The sequence below is a fragment of the Castellaniella sp. genome, assembly GCF_047971665.1.
Taxonomy (GTDB): domain Bacteria; phylum Pseudomonadota; class Gammaproteobacteria; order Burkholderiales; family Burkholderiaceae_B; genus Castellaniella.
On the sequence record NZ_JBKEAA010000017.1, the window covers coordinates 45,251 to 63,149 of the forward strand.

The 17,899-nt window shown below is 63.6% G+C and carries 18 protein-coding genes and 1 other RNA gene; 9 read left to right on the forward strand and 10 right to left on the reverse strand.

Annotation, left to right across the window (positions count from 1 at the left end):
• Window position 1: 1 nt before the first annotated feature.
• Window positions 2-1,171, reverse strand: a complete 1,170-nt coding sequence (gene carA, locus ACK5JE_RS06360; protein WP_416800855.1) for a glutamine-hydrolyzing carbamoyl-phosphate synthase small subunit — start codon at window positions 1,169-1,171, stop codon at window positions 2-4.
• A gap of 256 nt (window positions 1,172-1,427) precedes the next feature.
• Between carA and tal the strand changes: the two genes are divergently transcribed.
• Window positions 1,428-2,381 (forward strand): transaldolase, encoded by a 954-nt coding sequence (gene tal, locus ACK5JE_RS06365; protein WP_416800856.1) that lies wholly within the window; start codon window positions 1,428-1,430, stop codon window positions 2,379-2,381.
• Between the two features lie 30 nt (window positions 2,382-2,411).
• Here tal and ACK5JE_RS06370 read toward each other — a convergent pair whose 3' ends face one another.
• The 7 genes from ACK5JE_RS06370 to ffs form a co-directional block, all read right to left on the reverse strand.
• Window positions 2,412-3,200: an ABC transporter permease gene (locus ACK5JE_RS06370; RefSeq protein WP_416800857.1), complete on the reverse strand. Its 789-nt coding sequence runs from the start codon at window positions 3,198-3,200 to the stop codon at window positions 2,412-2,414.
• Between the two features lie 72 nt (window positions 3,201-3,272).
• On the reverse strand, window positions 3,273-4,109 hold the full coding sequence (locus ACK5JE_RS06375; RefSeq protein ID WP_416800858.1) for an ABC transporter ATP-binding protein: 837 nt from the start codon (window positions 4,107-4,109) through the stop codon (window positions 3,273-3,275).
• The gene (locus ACK5JE_RS06380) at window positions 4,102-5,154 is read right to left on the reverse strand and encodes an ABC transporter substrate-binding protein (RefSeq protein ID WP_416800859.1); all 1,053 of its coding nucleotides are present in this window, start codon (window positions 5,152-5,154) and stop codon (window positions 4,102-4,104) included. The genes ACK5JE_RS06375 and ACK5JE_RS06380 overlap by 8 nt, the downstream gene beginning before the upstream one ends.
• 174 nt (window positions 5,155-5,328) lie before the next feature.
• Window positions 5,329-5,937: a recombination mediator RecR gene (gene recR, locus ACK5JE_RS06385; RefSeq protein WP_416800860.1), complete on the reverse strand. Its 609-nt coding sequence runs from the start codon at window positions 5,935-5,937 to the stop codon at window positions 5,329-5,331.
• Between the two features lies 1 nt (window position 5,938).
• Window positions 5,939-6,265 (reverse strand): YbaB/EbfC family nucleoid-associated protein, encoded by a 327-nt coding sequence (locus tag ACK5JE_RS06390; protein ID WP_416800861.1) that lies wholly within the window; start codon window positions 6,263-6,265, stop codon window positions 5,939-5,941.
• Between the two features lie 47 nt (window positions 6,266-6,312).
• Window positions 6,313-8,457, reverse strand: a complete 2,145-nt coding sequence (dnaX, locus tag ACK5JE_RS06395) for a DNA polymerase III subunit gamma/tau (RefSeq protein ID WP_416800862.1) — start codon at window positions 8,455-8,457, stop codon at window positions 6,313-6,315.
• A gap of 23 nt (window positions 8,458-8,480) precedes the next feature.
• An RNA gene (gene ffs / locus ACK5JE_RS06400) (signal recognition particle sRNA small type) lies at window positions 8,481-8,578 on the reverse strand.
• Between the two features lie 178 nt (window positions 8,579-8,756).
• On the opposite strand from ffs, the gene aqpZ reads away from it, so the two are divergent.
• The 7 genes from aqpZ (at window position 8,757) to ACK5JE_RS06435 (ending at window position 14,979) form a co-directional block, all read left to right on the forward strand.
• Window positions 8,757-9,455, forward strand: coding sequence for an aquaporin Z (gene aqpZ, locus ACK5JE_RS06405; RefSeq protein WP_416800863.1), 699 nt, complete (start codon window positions 8,757-8,759; stop codon window positions 9,453-9,455).
• A 346-nt stretch (window positions 9,456-9,801) separates the two neighbouring features.
• Window positions 9,802-11,070, forward strand: coding sequence for an ABC transporter substrate-binding protein (locus ACK5JE_RS06410; RefSeq protein ID WP_416800864.1), 1,269 nt, complete (start codon window positions 9,802-9,804; stop codon window positions 11,068-11,070).
• 170 nt (window positions 11,071-11,240) lie between these two features.
• Entirely contained in the window at window positions 11,241-12,113 is an 873-nt protein-coding gene (locus ACK5JE_RS06415; RefSeq protein WP_416800865.1) for a branched-chain amino acid ABC transporter permease, read from the forward strand.
• Window positions 12,110-13,054 (forward strand): branched-chain amino acid ABC transporter permease, encoded by a 945-nt coding sequence (locus tag ACK5JE_RS06420; RefSeq protein WP_416800866.1) that lies wholly within the window; start codon window positions 12,110-12,112, stop codon window positions 13,052-13,054. Before ACK5JE_RS06415 ends, ACK5JE_RS06420 begins: the two co-directional genes overlap by 4 nt.
• Window positions 13,051-13,809, forward strand: coding sequence for an ABC transporter ATP-binding protein (locus tag ACK5JE_RS06425; RefSeq protein WP_416800867.1), 759 nt, complete (start codon window positions 13,051-13,053; stop codon window positions 13,807-13,809). Before ACK5JE_RS06420 ends, ACK5JE_RS06425 begins: the two co-directional genes overlap by 4 nt.
• A complete protein-coding gene (locus ACK5JE_RS06430; RefSeq protein ID WP_416800868.1) occupies window positions 13,796-14,518 on the forward strand; it encodes an ABC transporter ATP-binding protein in 723 nt (240 codons plus the stop codon). The genes ACK5JE_RS06425 and ACK5JE_RS06430 overlap by 14 nt, the downstream gene beginning before the upstream one ends.
• A 107-nt stretch (window positions 14,519-14,625) precedes the next feature.
• Window positions 14,626-14,979, forward strand: a complete 354-nt coding sequence (locus ACK5JE_RS06435; RefSeq protein WP_416800869.1) for an ArsR/SmtB family transcription factor — start codon at window positions 14,626-14,628, stop codon at window positions 14,977-14,979.
• A gap of 43 nt (window positions 14,980-15,022) precedes the next feature.
• Here the strand turns inward: ACK5JE_RS06435 and ACK5JE_RS06440 are convergent, their stop codons facing one another.
• Window positions 15,023-16,207 carry a cation diffusion facilitator family transporter gene (locus tag ACK5JE_RS06440; RefSeq protein ID WP_416800870.1) on the reverse strand — a complete coding sequence of 395 codons (1,185 nt, stop codon included), beginning with the start codon at window positions 16,205-16,207 and terminating at the stop codon, window positions 15,023-15,025.
• 172 nt (window positions 16,208-16,379) lie between these two features.
• Between ACK5JE_RS06440 and ACK5JE_RS06445 the strand changes: the two genes are divergently transcribed.
• Window positions 16,380-16,445: a multicopper oxidase domain-containing protein gene (locus ACK5JE_RS06445; RefSeq protein ID WP_416800921.1), complete on the forward strand. Its 66-nt coding sequence runs from the start codon at window positions 16,380-16,382 to the stop codon at window positions 16,443-16,445.
• 47 nt (window positions 16,446-16,492) lie between these two features.
• Here ACK5JE_RS06445 and ACK5JE_RS06450 read toward each other — a convergent pair whose 3' ends face one another.
• Window positions 16,493-17,899, reverse strand: a complete 1,407-nt coding sequence (locus ACK5JE_RS06450; protein WP_416800871.1) for a Cu(+)/Ag(+) sensor histidine kinase — start codon at window positions 17,897-17,899, stop codon at window positions 16,493-16,495.

Below are 17,899 nucleotides of genomic sequence, written 5' to 3' on the forward strand. Positions count from 1 at the left end.
TTTATTTGGACGACCGGGCTTTGTGTTGCGCCATCAGGTCGATGAATTTGTCGAACAGCACCAGGATGTCGTGCGGGCCGGGGCTGGCTTCCGGGTGTCCCTGGAAGCAGAAGACCGGGCGGTCGGTCAGTTCGAAACCCTGCAGGGTTCCGTCGAACAGCGACACGTGCGTGATGCGGGCATTGGCGGGCAGGCTGTCGCCATCCACGGTGAAGCCGTGATTCTGGCTGGTGATGAACACCCGGCCGGTGTCCAGGTCCTGCACCGGATGATTGGCGCCGTGATGGCCGGTCTTCATCTTGACCGTGCGGCCGCCCAGGGTCAGGCCCAGGACCTGCTGGCCCAGACAGATGCCGAACAGGGGGATGCCGCGATCCAGCACGGCGCGGCAGGTCTCGGCGGCATAGTCGCAGGCGGCCGGATCGCCCGGTCCGTTGGACAGGAAGACGCCATCGGGCGCCTGGGCCAGAATGTCGGCCACGGGCGTACGCGCCGGCACCAGCGTGAGGCGGCACCCGCGATCGGCCAGCAGGCGCAGAATATTGGACTTGATGCCGTAGTCATAGGCGACGACGTGGTACTGGGTCTGTTCCTGGCGGCGAAACCCGCGCCCCAGTTGCCAGGTGCCCTGCAGCCAGGCGCCGGGCTGCTTGGTGGAGACCTCCAGGGCCAGATCCTGGCCCTCCATGCCGCCAAAGCCGCGCGCCAGCTCGACAGCGCGGTCGGTGTCCTCACCCACCAGGATGCAGGCGCCCTGGGCGCCGCGCTCGCGCAGAATGCGGGTCAGCTTGCGGGTATCCACGCCCGAAATCGCCACGACACCCTGAGCCTTCAGGTATTCGGGCAGCGACTGCCTGGCCCGGAAATTGGACAGCAGCGCCGGACAGTCGCGCACCACCAGACCGGCGGCATGCACCCGGTTGGATTCGACGTCCTCGGGGTTGACGCCGGTATTGCCGATATGGGGATAGGTCAGGGTGACGATCTGGCCACTGTAGCTGGGATCAGTGAGGATCTCCTGGTAGCCGGTCATGGCGGTATTGAAGACGATTTCGGCCACGCTGGTCCCGTCGGCGCCGATCGAAACGCCTCTGAATACGGTACCGTCAGCCAAGGCGAGAATTGCTGGTGCGAGTCCTGCGGACCCCTCGGAAAAGATTGACGGCAGCAAAATGAAACCCCGGTTATGAAGGCCCCCCGAGCCAGACTTGACCCGAGGATCCCAAATTCAACATTCAAACCTTCCTATTATACCGTTGAACCCGGGTTACCCCTGAGACCCCGCTCCGGCCAGCGTCAGGCCGCCCCGAACGCAGGTCCCGGGCCCCGCAACGAACCGGGGCCGACACCGTCCTAGCCTGTTGCGGGAAATAGTCTACAGTAAGGTTTTTGCAACCTCGCCGCCATTCACTGGAACCACCGTTCTCATGAGCAACCAACTGGACGCCCTGCGCACACTGACGACCGTCGTGGCCGACACGGGGGATTTCGAGACCATGCGGGCCTACCGGCCGACCGACGCCACCACGAATCCCTCCCTGATCCTCAAGGCCGTGGGTCAGCCCACCTATCGCCCCCTGCTGGAGCAAGTGCGGCGCGATCACCCGAACGCCTCGCTGACCGAACAGGTCGACCGGCTGCTGGTGGCCTTCGGCCGCGAGATCCTGTCCATCGTGCCCGGCCGCGTTTCGACCGAGGTCGACGCCCGACTGTCGTTCGACACACAGGCCAGTATCGAGCGCGCCCGGCAGATCATCGCCCTGTACGAGGCGGGCGGCATCGCGCGCGAGCGCGTGCTGATCAAGCTGGCTTCGACCTGGGAGGGCATCCAGGCCGCCCGCACCTTGCAGGCAGAAGGCATCCACTGCAATCTGACGCTGCTGTTTTCCCTGACCCAGGCGATCGCCTGCGCCCAGGCCAAAGTGACCCTGATCTCGCCCTTCGTGGGCCGCATCTACGACTGGTACAAGAAAACGGCCGGCGCCGACTGGGACGAGACCGCGAACACCGGGCCCGACGATCCGGGCGTGCAGTCGGTGACGCGCATCTACCGCTATTTCAAGGCCTACGACATCCCCACCCAGGTCATGGGGGCCAGTTTCCGCAATATCGGCCAGATCCGCGCCCTGGCGGGCTGCGACCTGCTGACGATCAGCCCGGCCCTGCTGAACGAGCTGGCCGCATCGAACGATCCCCTGGCGCCGCAACTGTCCGCGGCCGCAGCCAAGACGGGCGCGCCCGAATGGATCGCCAGCAACGAAGTCGTCTTCCGCACCCATCTGAACGAGGATGCCATGGCGACGGAAAAGCTGGCCGAGGGCATCCGGATTTTCACCGCCGACGCCATCAAGCTGGACGCGCTGGTGAGTCAGGCGGAGTGATGTATCCGGGCGCCTTGCAAGGCGCGAGTTTCAGGTCTTGTCCGTCGCCCCGGGGCCGGGCTGCCAGACCAGCAGGCGGCGTTCCGCCAGCGACACGATGCCATCCAGCAGCAGCGCGAACACCGTCAGTACGACAATGCCGGCGAACACGGTATTGACGTCGAGCGTGCCTTCGGCCTGCAGGATCAGGTAGCCGACCCCGGCCGCCGAACCCAGGTATTCGCCCACCACCGCCCCGACGAAGGCCAGCCCCACGGACGTGTGCAGGCTGGAGAACACCCAGCTGGTGGCCGAGGGGATGTAGACATGGCGCAGCAACTGTCGACGGCTGGCGCCCAGCATGCGGGCATTGTCCAGCAATGTCGGACTGACCTCGCGCACCCCCCGGTAGACGTTGAAAAAAACGATGAAGAACACCAGCGTCACGGCCAGGGCGACCTTGGACCAGATGCCCAGGCCGAACCACATGCCGAAGATCGGCGCCAGGATGACGCGGGGCATGGAGTTGGCCGCCGTGACGTAGGGTTCGAGCAGCGCGCTGGCGCTGCGCGACAGGCCCAGCCACAGGCCGAAGCCCAGCCCGCCGATGGTCCCGATGAAGAACGCCAGCACGGTTTCGGACAGGGTGATCCACAGGTGGCGGTAGATCCCGGCGTCGGTGACGAACCAGGCCCAGACGACCTGGGCGACTTCCAGTGGCCGGCCGAAGAAGAATGCCACGTTGCGGTTCAGAGAGGCCCAGTACCAGACCAGCAGGACGGCGGCCAGCAAAGCCAGTTGCAGCACGCGCAGCACGGGTTTGGAGAGTTCGGATTTCATCGGTGCGGGCGCTCCGGTGGGGGGCTCGGGTCCGGGGACGGACAGGATCGCGGGCCGGTCATGGTCATGGGATCAGGCGCGCCGCTGCCGTTCGTAGCCCTTCAGGACTTCGTCGCGCAGCACCGCCCAGATGGCCTGATGCAATTCGACGAACCGGGGCTGCATGCGGACTTCGGCCACGTCGCGCGGACGCGGGATGTCGATGGCGAATTCCCCGATCGGCCGGGTTTCGGGACCCGCCGACAGCACCACGACGCGATCGCTCATGGCGATGGCCTCGTCCAGATCGTGGGTGATGAACAGCACGGCCTTGCGCCGGGCCATCCACAGGTCCAGAACCTCGTTTTCCATCAACTGGCGGGTCTGGATGTCCAGGGCCGAGAACGGCTCGTCCATCAGGATGATGTCGGGATCGCGGATCAGGGTCTGCGCCAGCATGACGCGCTTGCGCATGCCGCCCGACATCTGGTGCGGATAGCGGTTCTCGAAACCGCCCAGGCCGACCCGGCGCAGCCATTCGCGGCTGCGCTCGGCGATCTCGGCGGCGGCCACTCCGGCGAACTCCAGGCCGGCGGCAACATTGGCCTGCGCGTCGCGCCAGGGCATCAGCGCCTCGCCCTGAAACATGTACCCCGCCCGCGCATTGACACCGCGCAGCGCCTCACCGAACACCCGGACCTGGCCCGATGAAGGCCGCAACAGCCCGGCGGCCATGTTCAGCAGGGTGGACTTGCCGCAGCCCGTGGGCCCCACGACCGAGACGAACTCGCCAGGCGCCACCACCAGGGTGGCGTCACGCATGGCGGTATAGGACGTGCCGTCGGGCGCGTTGAACGTGCAGGTCACCTGATCCAGCGACAGGGCGGGGAAACCCGCCCCGTCTCCGGCTCGACGATCGGGCTCAGGCATGGGGGTATGTCTGGTTGGCCTTGGCAGCGAACTGGTTGGTCCAGATGCGAGAGATGTCGATCTTGGTGCGATCGAAATTCGGCACGAATTCGGCCAGCGCATTGAGCGCCGTCTGCGGGCCGTCCTCGGGCACCAGCCCGTCGGGCGAGAGGCCCTCGTGGTTGCCCTTGAGCGCCAGCTTGTACAGATCCGGGTCGCCCAGCAGGTAGGACTCTGGCACCAGCTTGGCGATGTCGTCGACCGAAGCGGCCTGGATCCATTTGTCGGCCCGCACCATGGCATTGGCCAGCGCCTGGGTCGTGTTGGGATTGGCGTCGATGAAGGCCTGCGAGGCGTACAGGCAGCCCGCCGGCATGTTGCCGCCAAAAATCGTCTGCGCATCGGACAGGGTGCGAGTGTCGGCGATGACGCGGATGGCGTCTTCCTTGACCAGGGTGCTGATGACTGGGTCCAGATTGGCGATGGCATCGATCTGGCCGGAGCGCATGGCCGTGATCGCCCCTGCGCCCGCCCCCACGCCGATGAAGGACACATCGGCAGGCTTGAGCCCGTGCTGCGCCAGAAAGAAGCTGACCATCATGTTGGTCGAGGACCCCGGCGCCGTGACACCGATTTTCTTGCCCTTGAGGTCGGCGGGCGACTTGTAGCCGGCCATGGTCTTGTTTGAAACCGCCAGCACGATCATGGGCGCCCTGCCCTGCAGGACGAAGCAACGGTAGAACTGCCCCTTGGCCTGCAGATTGATGGTGTGCTCGAAAGCGCCCGACACCACGTCGGCGCTGCCTCCCACCACGGCCTGCAACGCCTTAGAGCCGCCCGCGAAATCAGCGATCGTGAGGTCCAGCCCCTCGTCCTTGAAATAGCCCTTCTGGTTCGCCACGGACAGCGGCAGATAGTAGATCAGCGCCTGGCCGCCGACGGCAATGGTGAGGGATTTTTTCTCGAGCACACTGGCCGCGCCCTGTGCAATGGACAGTCCGGGCACCACACCCAGCAACCCTGCGGCGCCGGCGGTCTTGAGCAGTTCACGACGTGAAATCGACATGATGGCTTGTCTCCCTGGTGATCATGCGAGATGAGAGAGCCTCTGGCGCGCAGAGGCTCCATTGAAGATTCGATGATAGCGCAGTGGAAAAGACAGGCCTACCGGAGCCAGACTCCGACACGGGGATCATGGCGGCACGGCGCGAGAATCACGGCGGCACGGCATCCCGGGGGATCAGCCGGGCCGGCGCTCCATCAGCGCCCAGGCAATCGTGCCGGCATCGACATATTCCAGCTCGCTGCCGCTGGGCACGCCGCGGGCCAGCCGGGTGACCTTGACGCCGCATTCGCGCAGCATCTCGGACAGATAATAAGCCGTGGTCTCGCCTTCGGCGGTGAAGTTGGTGGCCAGGATGACCTCACGCACGCCCCCAGCCCCGACCCGCTCACGCAGCGCAGCGAACCGGACCTGGTCCGGGCCGATGCCTTCCAGGGGCGCCAGCCGGCCCATCAGCACGTAGTACAGGCCCTGGTAGCCATGGCTGGCCTCGATCATGTTCTGATCGGCGGGCGTCTCGACGACGCACAGCACGGAAGGATCCCGATTCTGATCTTCGCAGGTGGGACACACCGGCGTCTGGGAAAAGGAATTGCAGCGTTCGCAATGGCACAACCCGTCCACGGCATCGCGCAGGGCATCGCCCAGGCGCAAAGCGCCGTCCGGGTCATGCTGCAACAGGTGATAGGCCATGCGCCTGGCCGTGCGCACCCCCACCCCGGGCAACCCTCGCAGCGCGTCGATCAGGGCGCGCAGCGGCTCCGGTTCAGGCAGGCCGGTGGCCATTTCAGAACGGCAGTTTCATGCCCGGCGGCAGGGACATGCCGGCCGTCACCGCGGACATCTTTTCCTGGGCCGTGGCTTCGGCCTTGCGCTGGGCGTCGTTGAAGGCCGCCGCGACCAAGTCTTCGATCATGTCACGATCATCGTCGAACAGCGACGGATCGATGGCCACGCGCTTGACGTCATATTTGCAGCTCATGGTCACCTTGACCAGGCCGCCGCCCGCGGCGCCTTCGACCGTCAGTTCGGCCAGGGCGTCCTGGGCCTTTTTCATGTTTTCCTGCATCTGCTGGGCCTGGCGCATCAGCCCGGCGATCTGTCCTTTCATCATGGGAGGATCCTGGTTCGGTGGGTTCAAGCAAAGGGAGGGACTATAACCTAGTGATGCCTCGACGGGGCATCGCCGGGACGAATCGAGCCCGGCACGACACGGGCGGCAAAACGCTGCGCCAGCGCGCGGACCAGCGCATCCTGCTCGACCGCCTGCTCGGCCGCCCGCTGGCGTCGGCCACGCTCGGCCTGATCGACGGCATGCGCGGTGTCCTCGCCCGTCACACCGTATTCGACTTCCAGGCGCAGGACGCGACCGAAATATTCCGACAGCACCGTCCGCAACCGATCATGGCCCCCGCCGTCCGCATAGGTCCGGATGGCGACCCGCAGACGGATCTGGTGATCGTTGCCCGACAGCCATTCGCTGTTCAGCGCCAGCGCCCGGGCCGCGCCACCGATCGGCAGTTCGGCGGCCACCGCGGGCCAGTCCTGGGCCGTCATCCGGCCGGGTTCGGGGGTTTCGGACGCGAACGCGGCAGCCGGCTCGGCAGGCAACCCGGCGATGACCCCGGACGAACCCGGATCCATTCCCAGATCATCCAGGGAGGCGGCGGCATCGAAGGCACCGATCAGATCATCGGGTACCGCGTCCGTCCAGTCATCCGAGGCGGACGCCGCCTCGTCCGGAGGCGCTGGCGGAGCCGGGTCGGGGTCCGGCGCGGGATCAGGATCCGGCGCCGGCACGGGCGGCCGGGGCGCAGCCCTGGAAGCCCGAGGCTCCCCGGCGGCCGGGGCCGACGCCACCAGAGCGGTCGCTGCCGGGGCGGTCGCTGCCGCATCGGCCGTTATCGGAGCGCAGACCGGCTGATCCGGCGCGGATTCCCAGGCGGGGCGTTCATCAGAGCCGGTCCCTTGAACAGGGGCGGCAGTCTCGTTATGGTCGGCGGCCTCGGCGTGGTCGGCGGCCTCGTTGTGATCGACAGCCCCGGCACAGACAGCAGCCACGGCTTCATCAGCGACTCGGGCATGACTGGCGGTTGCAGCAGGGTCGGCAGCGGCATGATCCGCAGCTGCGGCGGGGACCGGAGACTCAACCGGCGCCTGGTCCGTGCCCGCCTGGTCCGTGCCCGCCGTCGGCGGCGACCCCATCGTCACGGGCGGCACACGGCCCTCGGGCAACAAGGCCAGCATGCGCAGACAGGCCATGATGAAGCCGGCCTGCTCGTCGGGCGCCAGCGCGAGTTCCTGGCGGCTGTGCACCGCCACCGCGTAAAACAGCTGCACATCATCCGGCGTCAGGGCGGCGGCCAGCGCCGTGACATCCTCCGCCAGAGGATCATCGGCCTGGGCATGGCCCAATCGCTGGGCAATGGCGACCCGCGACAGCAGCACGGCCAGATCGCCAAGCGCGGCCCGGAACGACAGGCCGCGCGACACCAGATCATCGGCCATGGCCAGGATGCCGGGCGCGTCGGCGGACGCCAGCGCCCGCAGGAGATCCAGCAAGTGGCGCTGGTCCAGGGTGCCGAGCATCTCGCCCACCGCAGCGGCCGTCAGATTGCCCGCCGAAAAGGAAATGGCCTGATCCGTCAAGGACAGGGCGTCGCGCATCGAACCCGCCGCGGCCTGGGCAATCAGGCGCAGCCCCTGGGGATCCGCCGGGACCGACTCCTGCGCCAGGATGTCCTGGAGGTGATCGACGATGGCAGGCACCGTCATCTGCTTGAGATTGAACTGCAGGCAGCGCGAGAGCACCGTGACCGGGATTTTCTGCGGATCGGTGGTCGCAAGGATGAACTTGACGTGCTCGGGCGGCTCTTCGAGGGTCTTCAGCATGGCGTTGAACGCATGCCCGGTCAGCATGTGGACCTCGTCGATCATATAGACCTTGAAGCGCCCGGACGACGGCGCGTAGACCGCCTGCTCCAGCAGCTGGGTCATTTCGTCGACGCCGCGGTTCGAGGCGGCGTCGAGTTCGATGTAGTCCACGTAACGGCCCGCATCGATCTCCGTGCAGGCCTGGCAATGGCCGCAAGGCGTGGCGGTGATGCCCTGGACGCAGTTCAGAGATTTGGCGAGGATGCGCGACAGTGTGGTCTTGCCGACGCCGCGCGTGCCGGTGAACAACCAGGCATGATGCAGTCTGCCGGCCGACAGCGCATGGGTCAGGGCACGCACGACGTGATCCTGGCCAATCAGCGTATCGAATGAACGGGGGCGCCATTTGCGCGCCAAGACGAGATAGCTCATAGGCCGCCCTGGTGGGGGAAAGGAAAGGCGAGCCTGACTTCGGCACTGGTTCCGCGCGGCTGTGGCTGCTTCGTTCCCGACCTGACCAGGTTCACCGCCGAACCATGCGAAGGGGCCCGCCCTTGGGATTCTAACAGGGTTTCGCGCGCCGGTCGGCCCCCCCGACCGGAATGCCCGCCGTCCAGACGGAATCATCCTGCCCGGTCTCTTGACTATTTTTTGACCTATGGTAATGGCAACACGAGCCGCTCACCAGTAGAATCCTCCCCGTTACTTATTCCTATCACTGGAGCACAGACATGTCTCTCACAAAACGATGCGCGGCGGAATTGCTGGGCACCTTCTGGCTGGTGTTCGGCGGGTGCGGCAGCGCCCTGTTCGCTGCGGCCTATCCCGAACTCGGCATCGGCTTTGTCGGCGTGGCGCTGGCATTCGGCCTGACGCTGCTGACCATGTGCTACGCCATCGGCCACATCTCGGGCTGCCACATCAACCCCGCCGTCACGGTCGGCCTCGTCGCCGGCGGGCGGTTCCCCGCGCGCGAGATGGTGCCGTACATCGTGTCCCAGGTGATCGGCGGGATCGCCGCCAGCCTGGTGCTGTACCTGATCGCGAGCGGCAAGGCGGGCTTCGACCCCACGGCGGGATTCGCCTCCAATGGCTACGGTGAGCACTCACCCGACGGCTACAGCCTGACGGCGGCGCTGATCGCGGAAATCGTGCTGACCGGCTTTTTCCTGTTCATCATCATGGGCGCCACACACAAGCGCAGCGTGGCCGGCCTGGCCGGCGTGGCGATCGGCCTGTCGCTGACCCTGATCCATCTGATCAGCATCCCGGTCACCAACACCTCCGTCTACCCGGCCCGCTCCACCGGGGTGGCCCTGATCCAGGGCTCCTGGGCACTCGACCAGCTGTGGCTGTTCTGGCTGGCCCCGCTGGTGGGCGGGATCCTGGGCGCCCTCGTCTACCGCTTCGTGCAGCCCGACAACGACTGACCCCGACACCCAGCGGATCACCTCTGGCCGCCGCCACGCCGGCGGCCCGCAGCTTGCCCGCCGAGGCCCCTGTCCGCATGACGCTGATCGTCATGCGGACAGGGGCCTCGGCACATGGGCAAGCTAGCGTGAACACCGCGCCGGACAACGGTCAAGCCCATCCGGATCTTTATATGGATACGGATTGATTCGTATTGACAAGCTCTCATCCATCGCACGAAACTGAATCCGCCCCCCCATGAGGGACATCAGTATCGGCAGTACCTGCTTATATTCAAGTTTCATCTCACCTGCGCCACCTTAGGTAGGCGACGCACATCATCGAAGCGTTACAGAGGAGAGTTGCATGAATGATATTCACAGCAGTACAGGCGCAGTCATCAGTCGTCGCACATTACTGAAAGCAGCGGGGGCGGCGGGTGTCGCCGCACTGGCCCAGCCTCAGATCATCAGGGCGCAGGGCGACCAGCCGGTCAAGCTTGGCGTCGACAACCCGCTGACCGGCACCTACGCCATCACCGGCCGCAACGAACTGCACGGCATGGAACTCGCCGTCGAGGAGATCAACGCCAAGGGCGGCATCCTGGGACGTCCTGCCACGCTGATCGTCGAGGACTCCACCAGCGGCGACGCAGGGGTCGCCGTCCAGAAAGCCCGCAAACTCATCGACAAGGACAAGGTCGATTTCCTGGTCGGCAACGTGAACTCGGGCCTGACCATGGCCATGTCGGCAGTCGCCTACGAAAAAGGCGTCTTCATGATGGACCCGGGCGGACACGCCGACCCGATCACAGGCACCGAATGCCACTGGAACGTCTACCAGGTCGACCCTTCCACGACGCTGCTGGTCAATGCCATCGCCCCGTCCCTGGTCAAGCGCTTCGGCAAAAAATTCTATTTCCTGGTCCCGGACTACGCGTTCGGCCATGGTCTGCTCAGCGCCTACAAGGCCAACCTGCAAAAACTGGGCGCCAGCAACCTGGGCGCAGACCTGATTCCACTGGGCACGACGGAATACTCGCCCTATCTGATCAAGGCGCAGGCGGCCAACCCGGACGTCATCGTCATCCTGCAAAACGGCGAGGACCAGACCAATGTGCTCAAGCAGGCCGTGCAGTTCGGCCTGGACAAGCGCTTTCACATCGCCGGCGCCAATATCGAGCTCGAAACCCTCGAAGCCCTGCCCCCGACCGCGCGCATCGGCAACTGGGTCATCGAGTGGTACTGGAATCAGCCCGGCGTCCCGTTCGTCAAAGAATTCACCGAGGCCATCACCAAGAAAACCGGACGTGTCCCGACTGCGCGCACCTGGTTCGGCCACACCGCCATCCACGCCTGTGCCCTGGCGGCCAACACGGCCAAATCCCTGGACGCCGTCAAGATGGCGCGCGCGCTCAACGGCTTCACGCTGCCGCCCGAAGTCGCCCTTCAACCCCATCCCGCCACCTTCCGGGCGGATCAGCACCTGCTCATCGGCACACTCTGGGCCGGCCATGCGCAAACACAGGGTGATGCCGGCCCTGACGACCTCTTCAAGATCGACGAAGTCATCGAAAGCAAGACCATCGCGCCCTCGGTCGAAGAGACCGGATGCAAGATGACCTGGCCGACCTGATCCAGCCGCATGCGCTTGCAAACCGGGCGGTCCGCACCAGGCCTCGAGACCAAAGGCCGCCCGATTGATGCTCCCTGGCCACGCACCACGCCGGACGCGCGCAGCGCCCGGACGGGGTTCCTTTAGCGCCTGACCCCACCGGACAGGTTCCAGTCGAACGGAGACGCCTCGTGACTCAGCTGGTCCTATTCAACGTATTCAACGGATTGGTGATCGGCGCGTTCTACGCGCTCATGGCCCTGGGCCTGTCGCTGATCATCAATCTGACCAACGTGATCAACTTCGCGCATGGCGGGTTCCTCGCACTGGGCGCCTACATCGCCTATACCCTGCATCCATATCTTGGTTTCTGGGGCGCACTGGTCGTTTCGCCTTTCCTGACCGCGCTGATCGGGATTCTCGTGGAACGCATCCTGATCCGCCCCCTGTACGCGCGGGATCCGCTCTACAGTCTGCTGCTGACCTTCGGTCTGGCCTTCGTGCTGCAGGATTCTGTACGCTACATCTGGGGCGCACAGGGCCTGCCGGTCCAGGTTCCGGCCATCCTCAATTCCTCGCTCAGCCCCACGCTCTTTTTCCTGACCGGCTATCGGGTCTTCATGGTGGCCCTGGTGGCCATCACCGTCGCCATCCTGTTTTTCATCCTCAAGAAGACCCGTCTGGGCATGCGCATCCGCGCAGGCACCCTGGACCTGGAAATGGTCTCGGCGCTGGGCGTCGACGTCCGCATCCTGCGCAACCTGAATTTCGGCCTGGGCATCTTTTTCGCCGGGCTGGCGGGAGTGCTGGCCGCGGGCATGCTGGGCCTGACGCCCACGATCGGCGATCAGCTGATCATGCCCAGCTTCGTCGCCGTCATCGTCGGCGGCCTGGGCAGTCTGGTCGGCACTCTGTTCGGCGGGCTGCTCATCGGCATCGCCGCCGGGGTCGTCACCGTGTTCTACCCCTCGGCTTCGGAAGCAACCATCTACGTCATGATGGCGCTCGTGCTCCTGATCCGGCCTCATGGTCTGTTCGGTGAAGAAGGAGGGACCAAACTGTGAACCATCCGATCACGAAATCCTTCAGCCTGATCGTCGTCTGGGCCATCCTGCTGACCCTGCCTCTGTGGATCGGCGGCATCGGCGGCTATACCGATCTGGCATCCCGGGTGCTCATCATCGGCCTGGCCGCCATGGCGACCAACCTGCTGGTCGGCCATTCCGGAGTCATGGCCTTCGGGCATGCGGCCTATTTCGGGCTCGGCGCCTACGGCACCGGCCTGGTCATCAAATATCTGATCCCCAGCACGCCGGTGGGCTTCATCATCGGCATCCTGGTCGGCACGCTGGGCGGCGCCATCATCGGTTATCTGCTGGCCAAACTGCGGGGCATCTATTTCGCGCTGGCCACCATCGCCTTTGGTCAGGTGTTCTATTTCATCGCCTTCCGCTGGAACTCGGTCACGGGCGGCGACAACGGCCTGACCTTTCAGCGACTGCCGATCGATCTGGGCATCACGCAGATCGACCTGTCCTCCAGCCTGACGTTCTACTACACGGCCCTGGCGGTCTTCGCCGTCTGCGCCGCGCTGATGGCCATCCTGTTGCGCTCGCCTTTCGGGCACACCCTCCTGGCCATGCGAGAGAACGAACGGCGGGCGCGATTCCTGGGCATTCCAGTGAATCGCCACCTGTGGATCGCCTACACCGCATCCTGCGTGTTCGTCTCCACCGCCGGCGGCCTGTACGGCCTGCTGAACAACTTTGTCAGCCCCCACAACCTGCACTGGACTCAGTCGGGCGATTTCGTGCTGATGGCCGTCATCGGCGGCATGCGCTCGTTCTGGGGGCCGCTGCTGGGAGCGGCCATTTTCGTCATCGCCCAGGACTATCTGTCCAGCATCACCGACAGCTGGATGTTCTTCATCGGGCTGATCTTCGTCCTGGTCGTTCTGTTCATTCCCCGAGGCATCGTCGGGTTGTTGCAGGGAAAGACATCATGAGCCTGCTCGAAGTCCACAACGTCACGCAGCGTTTCGGCAGCCTGGCCGCGGTCAATCAGGTCTCGCTGAACGTCGAGCAAGGCGAACTGCATGCGATCATCGGACCCAACGGCGCGGGGAAAACAACATTCTTCAACATGATCAGCGGTTTTTACCGCCCCACCAGCGGCCGCATCGTCTTCAATGGCAACGACATCACCGACCTGCCGCCGTACGCACGCGTCGGCCTGGGCATGGCGCGCACCTTTCAGATCACCGAGGTCTTTCCGGAGCTCAGCGTGCGCGACAACCTGCGCATCGCCGTCGAGATCACGCAGGGCCTGCGGTTGAAAATGTACGCCCCCCGCGCGCAGACGGCGCGCACCAACGCGCTGGTGGACGAACTGCTGGAAACCGGCGGCCTCACGGCAAACGCCGGGCGCAACGTCGGCGAGCTGTCTCACGGGGATCAGCGCTCCACGGAAATCATGATGGCGCTCGCCCTGAAACCGAAAATCCTGCTGCTTGACGAACCGGCCGCCGGCATGGGCAGCCAGGAAACCTACAACACCGCCGTCCTGATCCGCAAACTGCATCGCACGCAAAAGCTCACCATCGTGCTGGTGGAGCACGACATGCGGGTGATCTTCAACCTGGCCGACCGCATCACGGTCCTGACGGAAGGCGAAGTGCTGGATGTGGGCACACCCGCCGAAATCGCCACCAGCGAAAAGGTTCAGGTGGCCTATCTGGGGGAAAAACGTGAAGGCACTTGAAATTCAGCAACTGCACACATATTACGGAAAGAGTCACATCCTGCAGGGCATCGACCTGGAGGTCGAGGAAGGCGAACTGGTGACGCTGCTGGGCCGCAATGGCGCGGGCAAGTCCACGACACTGCGCAGCATCATGGGCATGACGCCGGCGCGCGAAGGCCACATCAGGGTCTTCGGCAAAGAATCCACTCACCTGCCGCCCTTTCGCATCGCCCGCCTGGGGGTCGGTCTGGTGCCGGAGGGACGGCGCGTCTTTGCCAACCTGACCGTGGATGAGAACCTGAAGGTGCCCGTCGACAGCCCGGGCCACTGGAACATCCCGCGCATCTACCAGCTGTTTCCACGCCTGGAGGAACGCAAGCATCACAAGGGCAAGCAGCTCTCCGGCGGCGAGCAGGAAATGCTCTCCATCGCCCGCGTCCTGCTGTTGAACCCCCGCCTGCTGTTGCTTGACGAGCCCTCTCAAGGACTGGCGCCCCTGATCGTCAAGAATGTCTTCGAGGTCATCGTCGCGGCCCGCGACGCCGGTACCTCGGTACTGCTGATCGAGCAGAACGTGCGCGCCGCCATCGAAGTGGCGGACCGGGCCTATGTCCTGGACCGGGGCCAGATCATCCATACCGGATCGGCGGCCGAATTCGGCCAGGACGAGCAACGCGTACAGGAGCTTGCCGGCGCCAGCGCCCAGAAATGGGAATTCACGGATTGACCGGCACGGTTCATCCCTGCCATGCCACAATAGGCGCTGTGTGTGTACTCGCCCGCATCGTCACGGGCTGAAGCTACGAACCGCGATTCAGGCAGGATTTTTTAAGAATGACTCTGAGCGAACCAGAAGGCCCGGCCCCCGATGAAAACATGGAACTGGCATCGTTATCGCATAACGATGTCACCATCCTCGCCGAGACGTTCCGGCTGCTGGGAGATCCGTCGCGGCTCAAAATCATGCTCTACTGCATGCAGGGAGCTTCCGCGGTGGGCGAAATCGCCGAGAACCTGGACCTCTCGCAGTCACTGGTCAGCCACCACCTGCGCCTGCTGCGCGGCGCCCGCCTGGTCAAGGGCGAGCGCCAGGCCAAACAGATCTTCTACGAGGTTGCCGACAGTCACGTCAGCCAGGTCCTGCTCGACATGGCGCATCACATCGTCGAAGAACACAACGACGACTGATCGTTTGCGCGCCCGTTTGCGCGCCGCGCCTGTCCGCTGAGGGTCACGGGGCTCCCTGGACCGAGGGCGCCTGACCGGTCTGAGGCCTCCGTTCAGCGCTGATGGCATGCATATGCCGGTCTCCGGCCTGATGATCGTGCCGGTCCCCGGCCGAGTGATGGTGCCCGTCTCCCGCGGCATGATCCTGCTTGTCCTGCGCCGCTGTCTCATGGCCCTCGCCGGGCGCATGATCGTGATCACGGCCATGGCCACCGGACTGTCCATCCGTTTCCGTTGACGACTGCAGGCTGCAGGGACTGATGTCGGCCTCTGAGTTCCAGTCGATGGCGACAGTGGCGTGTTCGATGCCGAACTGATCCCGCAGGACCTTTTCAGTCAGTTTGGCGACGACCCTGGCTTCATCGTCCACGCGCGGACGCACATGCAACGTCGCCATCGTCCGGCCCGAGGTCAGTTGCCACACATGCACATGGCTGACCGCCGCCAGCCCCGGCACGGCGTCCATCAGGCCGCACGCCAGTTTTTCGGGGGTCGCATCCTCTGGTGCGCCCTCCAGCAGGATATGGAGCGACTTGGCCAGCAGTTTCCAGGCGCTGCGCACGATCAGCGCCGCCACGATCACGGACAGAATGGGATCGATCGGCGTCCAGCCCGTCAGGTAGATGACGACCCCGGCCACGACGGCGCCGACCGACCCCAGGAGATCGCCCATCACGTGCAGGATGGCGCCCTTCACATTGACGTGATCGGTTTCTCCGCGCGTCATGATCCACAGCACCAGCACGTTCACCAGCAGGCCGACCACGGCCACAATCATCATCGGCCCGGCCAGGATGACGGGAGGTTCCGTCAAACGCTGCCATGCTTCATAGACGATCCAGATGACGATGAGCAGCAGGGTCACCGCATTCAGGAATCCGGCGATCACCTCGAAACGCAGATAGCCGAACGTGCGCTTGCTGTCGGCGGCGCGGCGGCCAAAGCGGAATGCGGCATAGGCCAGGGCCAGCGCGGCGGAATCGGTCAGCATGTGCCCGGCATCGGCCAGCAGGGTCAGCGACCCTGAAAGGATGCCGCCCACGGTCTCCACCACCATGAAGGTGAAGATCAGGATGAACGAGATCAGCACCTTGCGCTCGTTGGCGCTGGTGACGGTCGGGGTGTGATCATGGTCATGATCGTGATCATGCGCGTGAGCATGGCCCTGACGGGAGTGAGCGTGGGACATGGGGGCTTCTCGAATCAGGTTTGCATAAACTCAAGCATAACACATGAACACATATTCATGTGTTATATTCCAGTCAATGAAACCGTCCTCTGCTGTCCTTTTTGAAGCCCGTCCGTAAGCACCCCTGTCAAGCAGACAACGGTTGGTAGCCTCGGAGCGGCATCCCCCTTTCATGTACCACTGCCATATCCTTGAGCATGAGGATAACGGAATGATGGGGCAATTTGTTGTCAGCTGATGCAGCCAAGCCTGCCGTGATTCATCGTGATGGGTAGGCATTGATGCTCAACTGCCGACCGCTGGCAGGCTTATTTTGAATTCCGTGGCTTCAGGGGTGGAGCTTGCGAGGATCTTGCCGTTATGGGCCTCCACAATGGATTTGGCTATCGCAAGCCCCAGACCCGCTCCTTCCACACTGCGCTGGCGTGAAACATCCGTCCGGTAAAACCTTTCGAAAATCCGGTCAAGATGTTCCGCAGGAATGACGGGGCCCGGATTTTTGACGCTTATGGTCGCCATTTCCACGCTCGACTCCAGGGTCACGTTGATCGTATGTCCTGCCGATGTATAACGAATGGCATTGGATAATACGTTGCTCAGCGCTCGGCGGATCATCAGCCTATCCCCTTGGACGCATATCTGTTCGTCGGAGAGTTTAAACTTCACTTCACGCTCTTCAGCCCATGCGCCAAAGTAATCGAAGAGATTGCGCATTTCGGCCTCCAAGTCAATCTTGACGAGTTCGGGCTTGAGCAAGTTGTTATCTGCTTGCGCTAAAAACAGCATGTCGCCAATCATCTTTGCCATGCGTTCGTACTCTTCGAGGCTGGAGTACAGAACCTCGCGATATTGATCGATGCTGCGTGACTGAGAAAGCGCGACTTCAGTCTGTGTTTTCAGGTTTGTGATCGGCGTCCGTAATTCATGCGCAATGTCCGCGGAAAAGCCAGATAAACGTCGGAACACATCCTCAAGCCGTTCGATCATGCCATTGAATGAAATGGACAGTTCCACCAGTTCTGCCGGCACTGTGTGAGGCTCCAATCGAATATGCAATTGATCGGATCTGATTTGTCGTATTTCCCGGCTGATTCGCCGGATTGGGGCATGTCCTTGATGGACGGCCAACCAGGTAGCCAGAATGGCAATGAGGCAAGCAATGGTCGTTATGATGCGAAGATAGGTGCGAAAGCTTTCTAGATAGTGCAAATGGAAGTTGATGCTCGTTGCAACCGCGATGGTGAATGTTTTCTCTCCAGGAAAGCTCTTTGAAGTGGTGTGTAAAACGGCTCCTCGGAATGTCTCCCCATGATCTTGCCATGTACCGACCGTTTCGATGGAAATTTTCTTTACGGGCCGGGAAATACTCGCGAAACGACCCAGATCCGACCCAGGCGATGCATAAATCTGTGCACCCGTTTCAGAGGAAATGTAATATTGCGCATTGTAGTGCCCGGATATTTCGGTAGCAAAATGCTCTTTCAGGTCTTCAGGCGTAGCATTTGAAGGGAGTGTGGCCAAGGTATGTTGTAGCGCCTGAACAACGGCATTGAGTTCATCAACATCCTGCTGGACGAAATGCTCATTGATGGATCGTTCAATCATCCAGCCGAATGTGAGGAGCACAACTGTAATCACCGCGCCGATAGAGACGGTGAGCCGTACTGCCAGGGAAGCGGGGCGTCGCGCCAT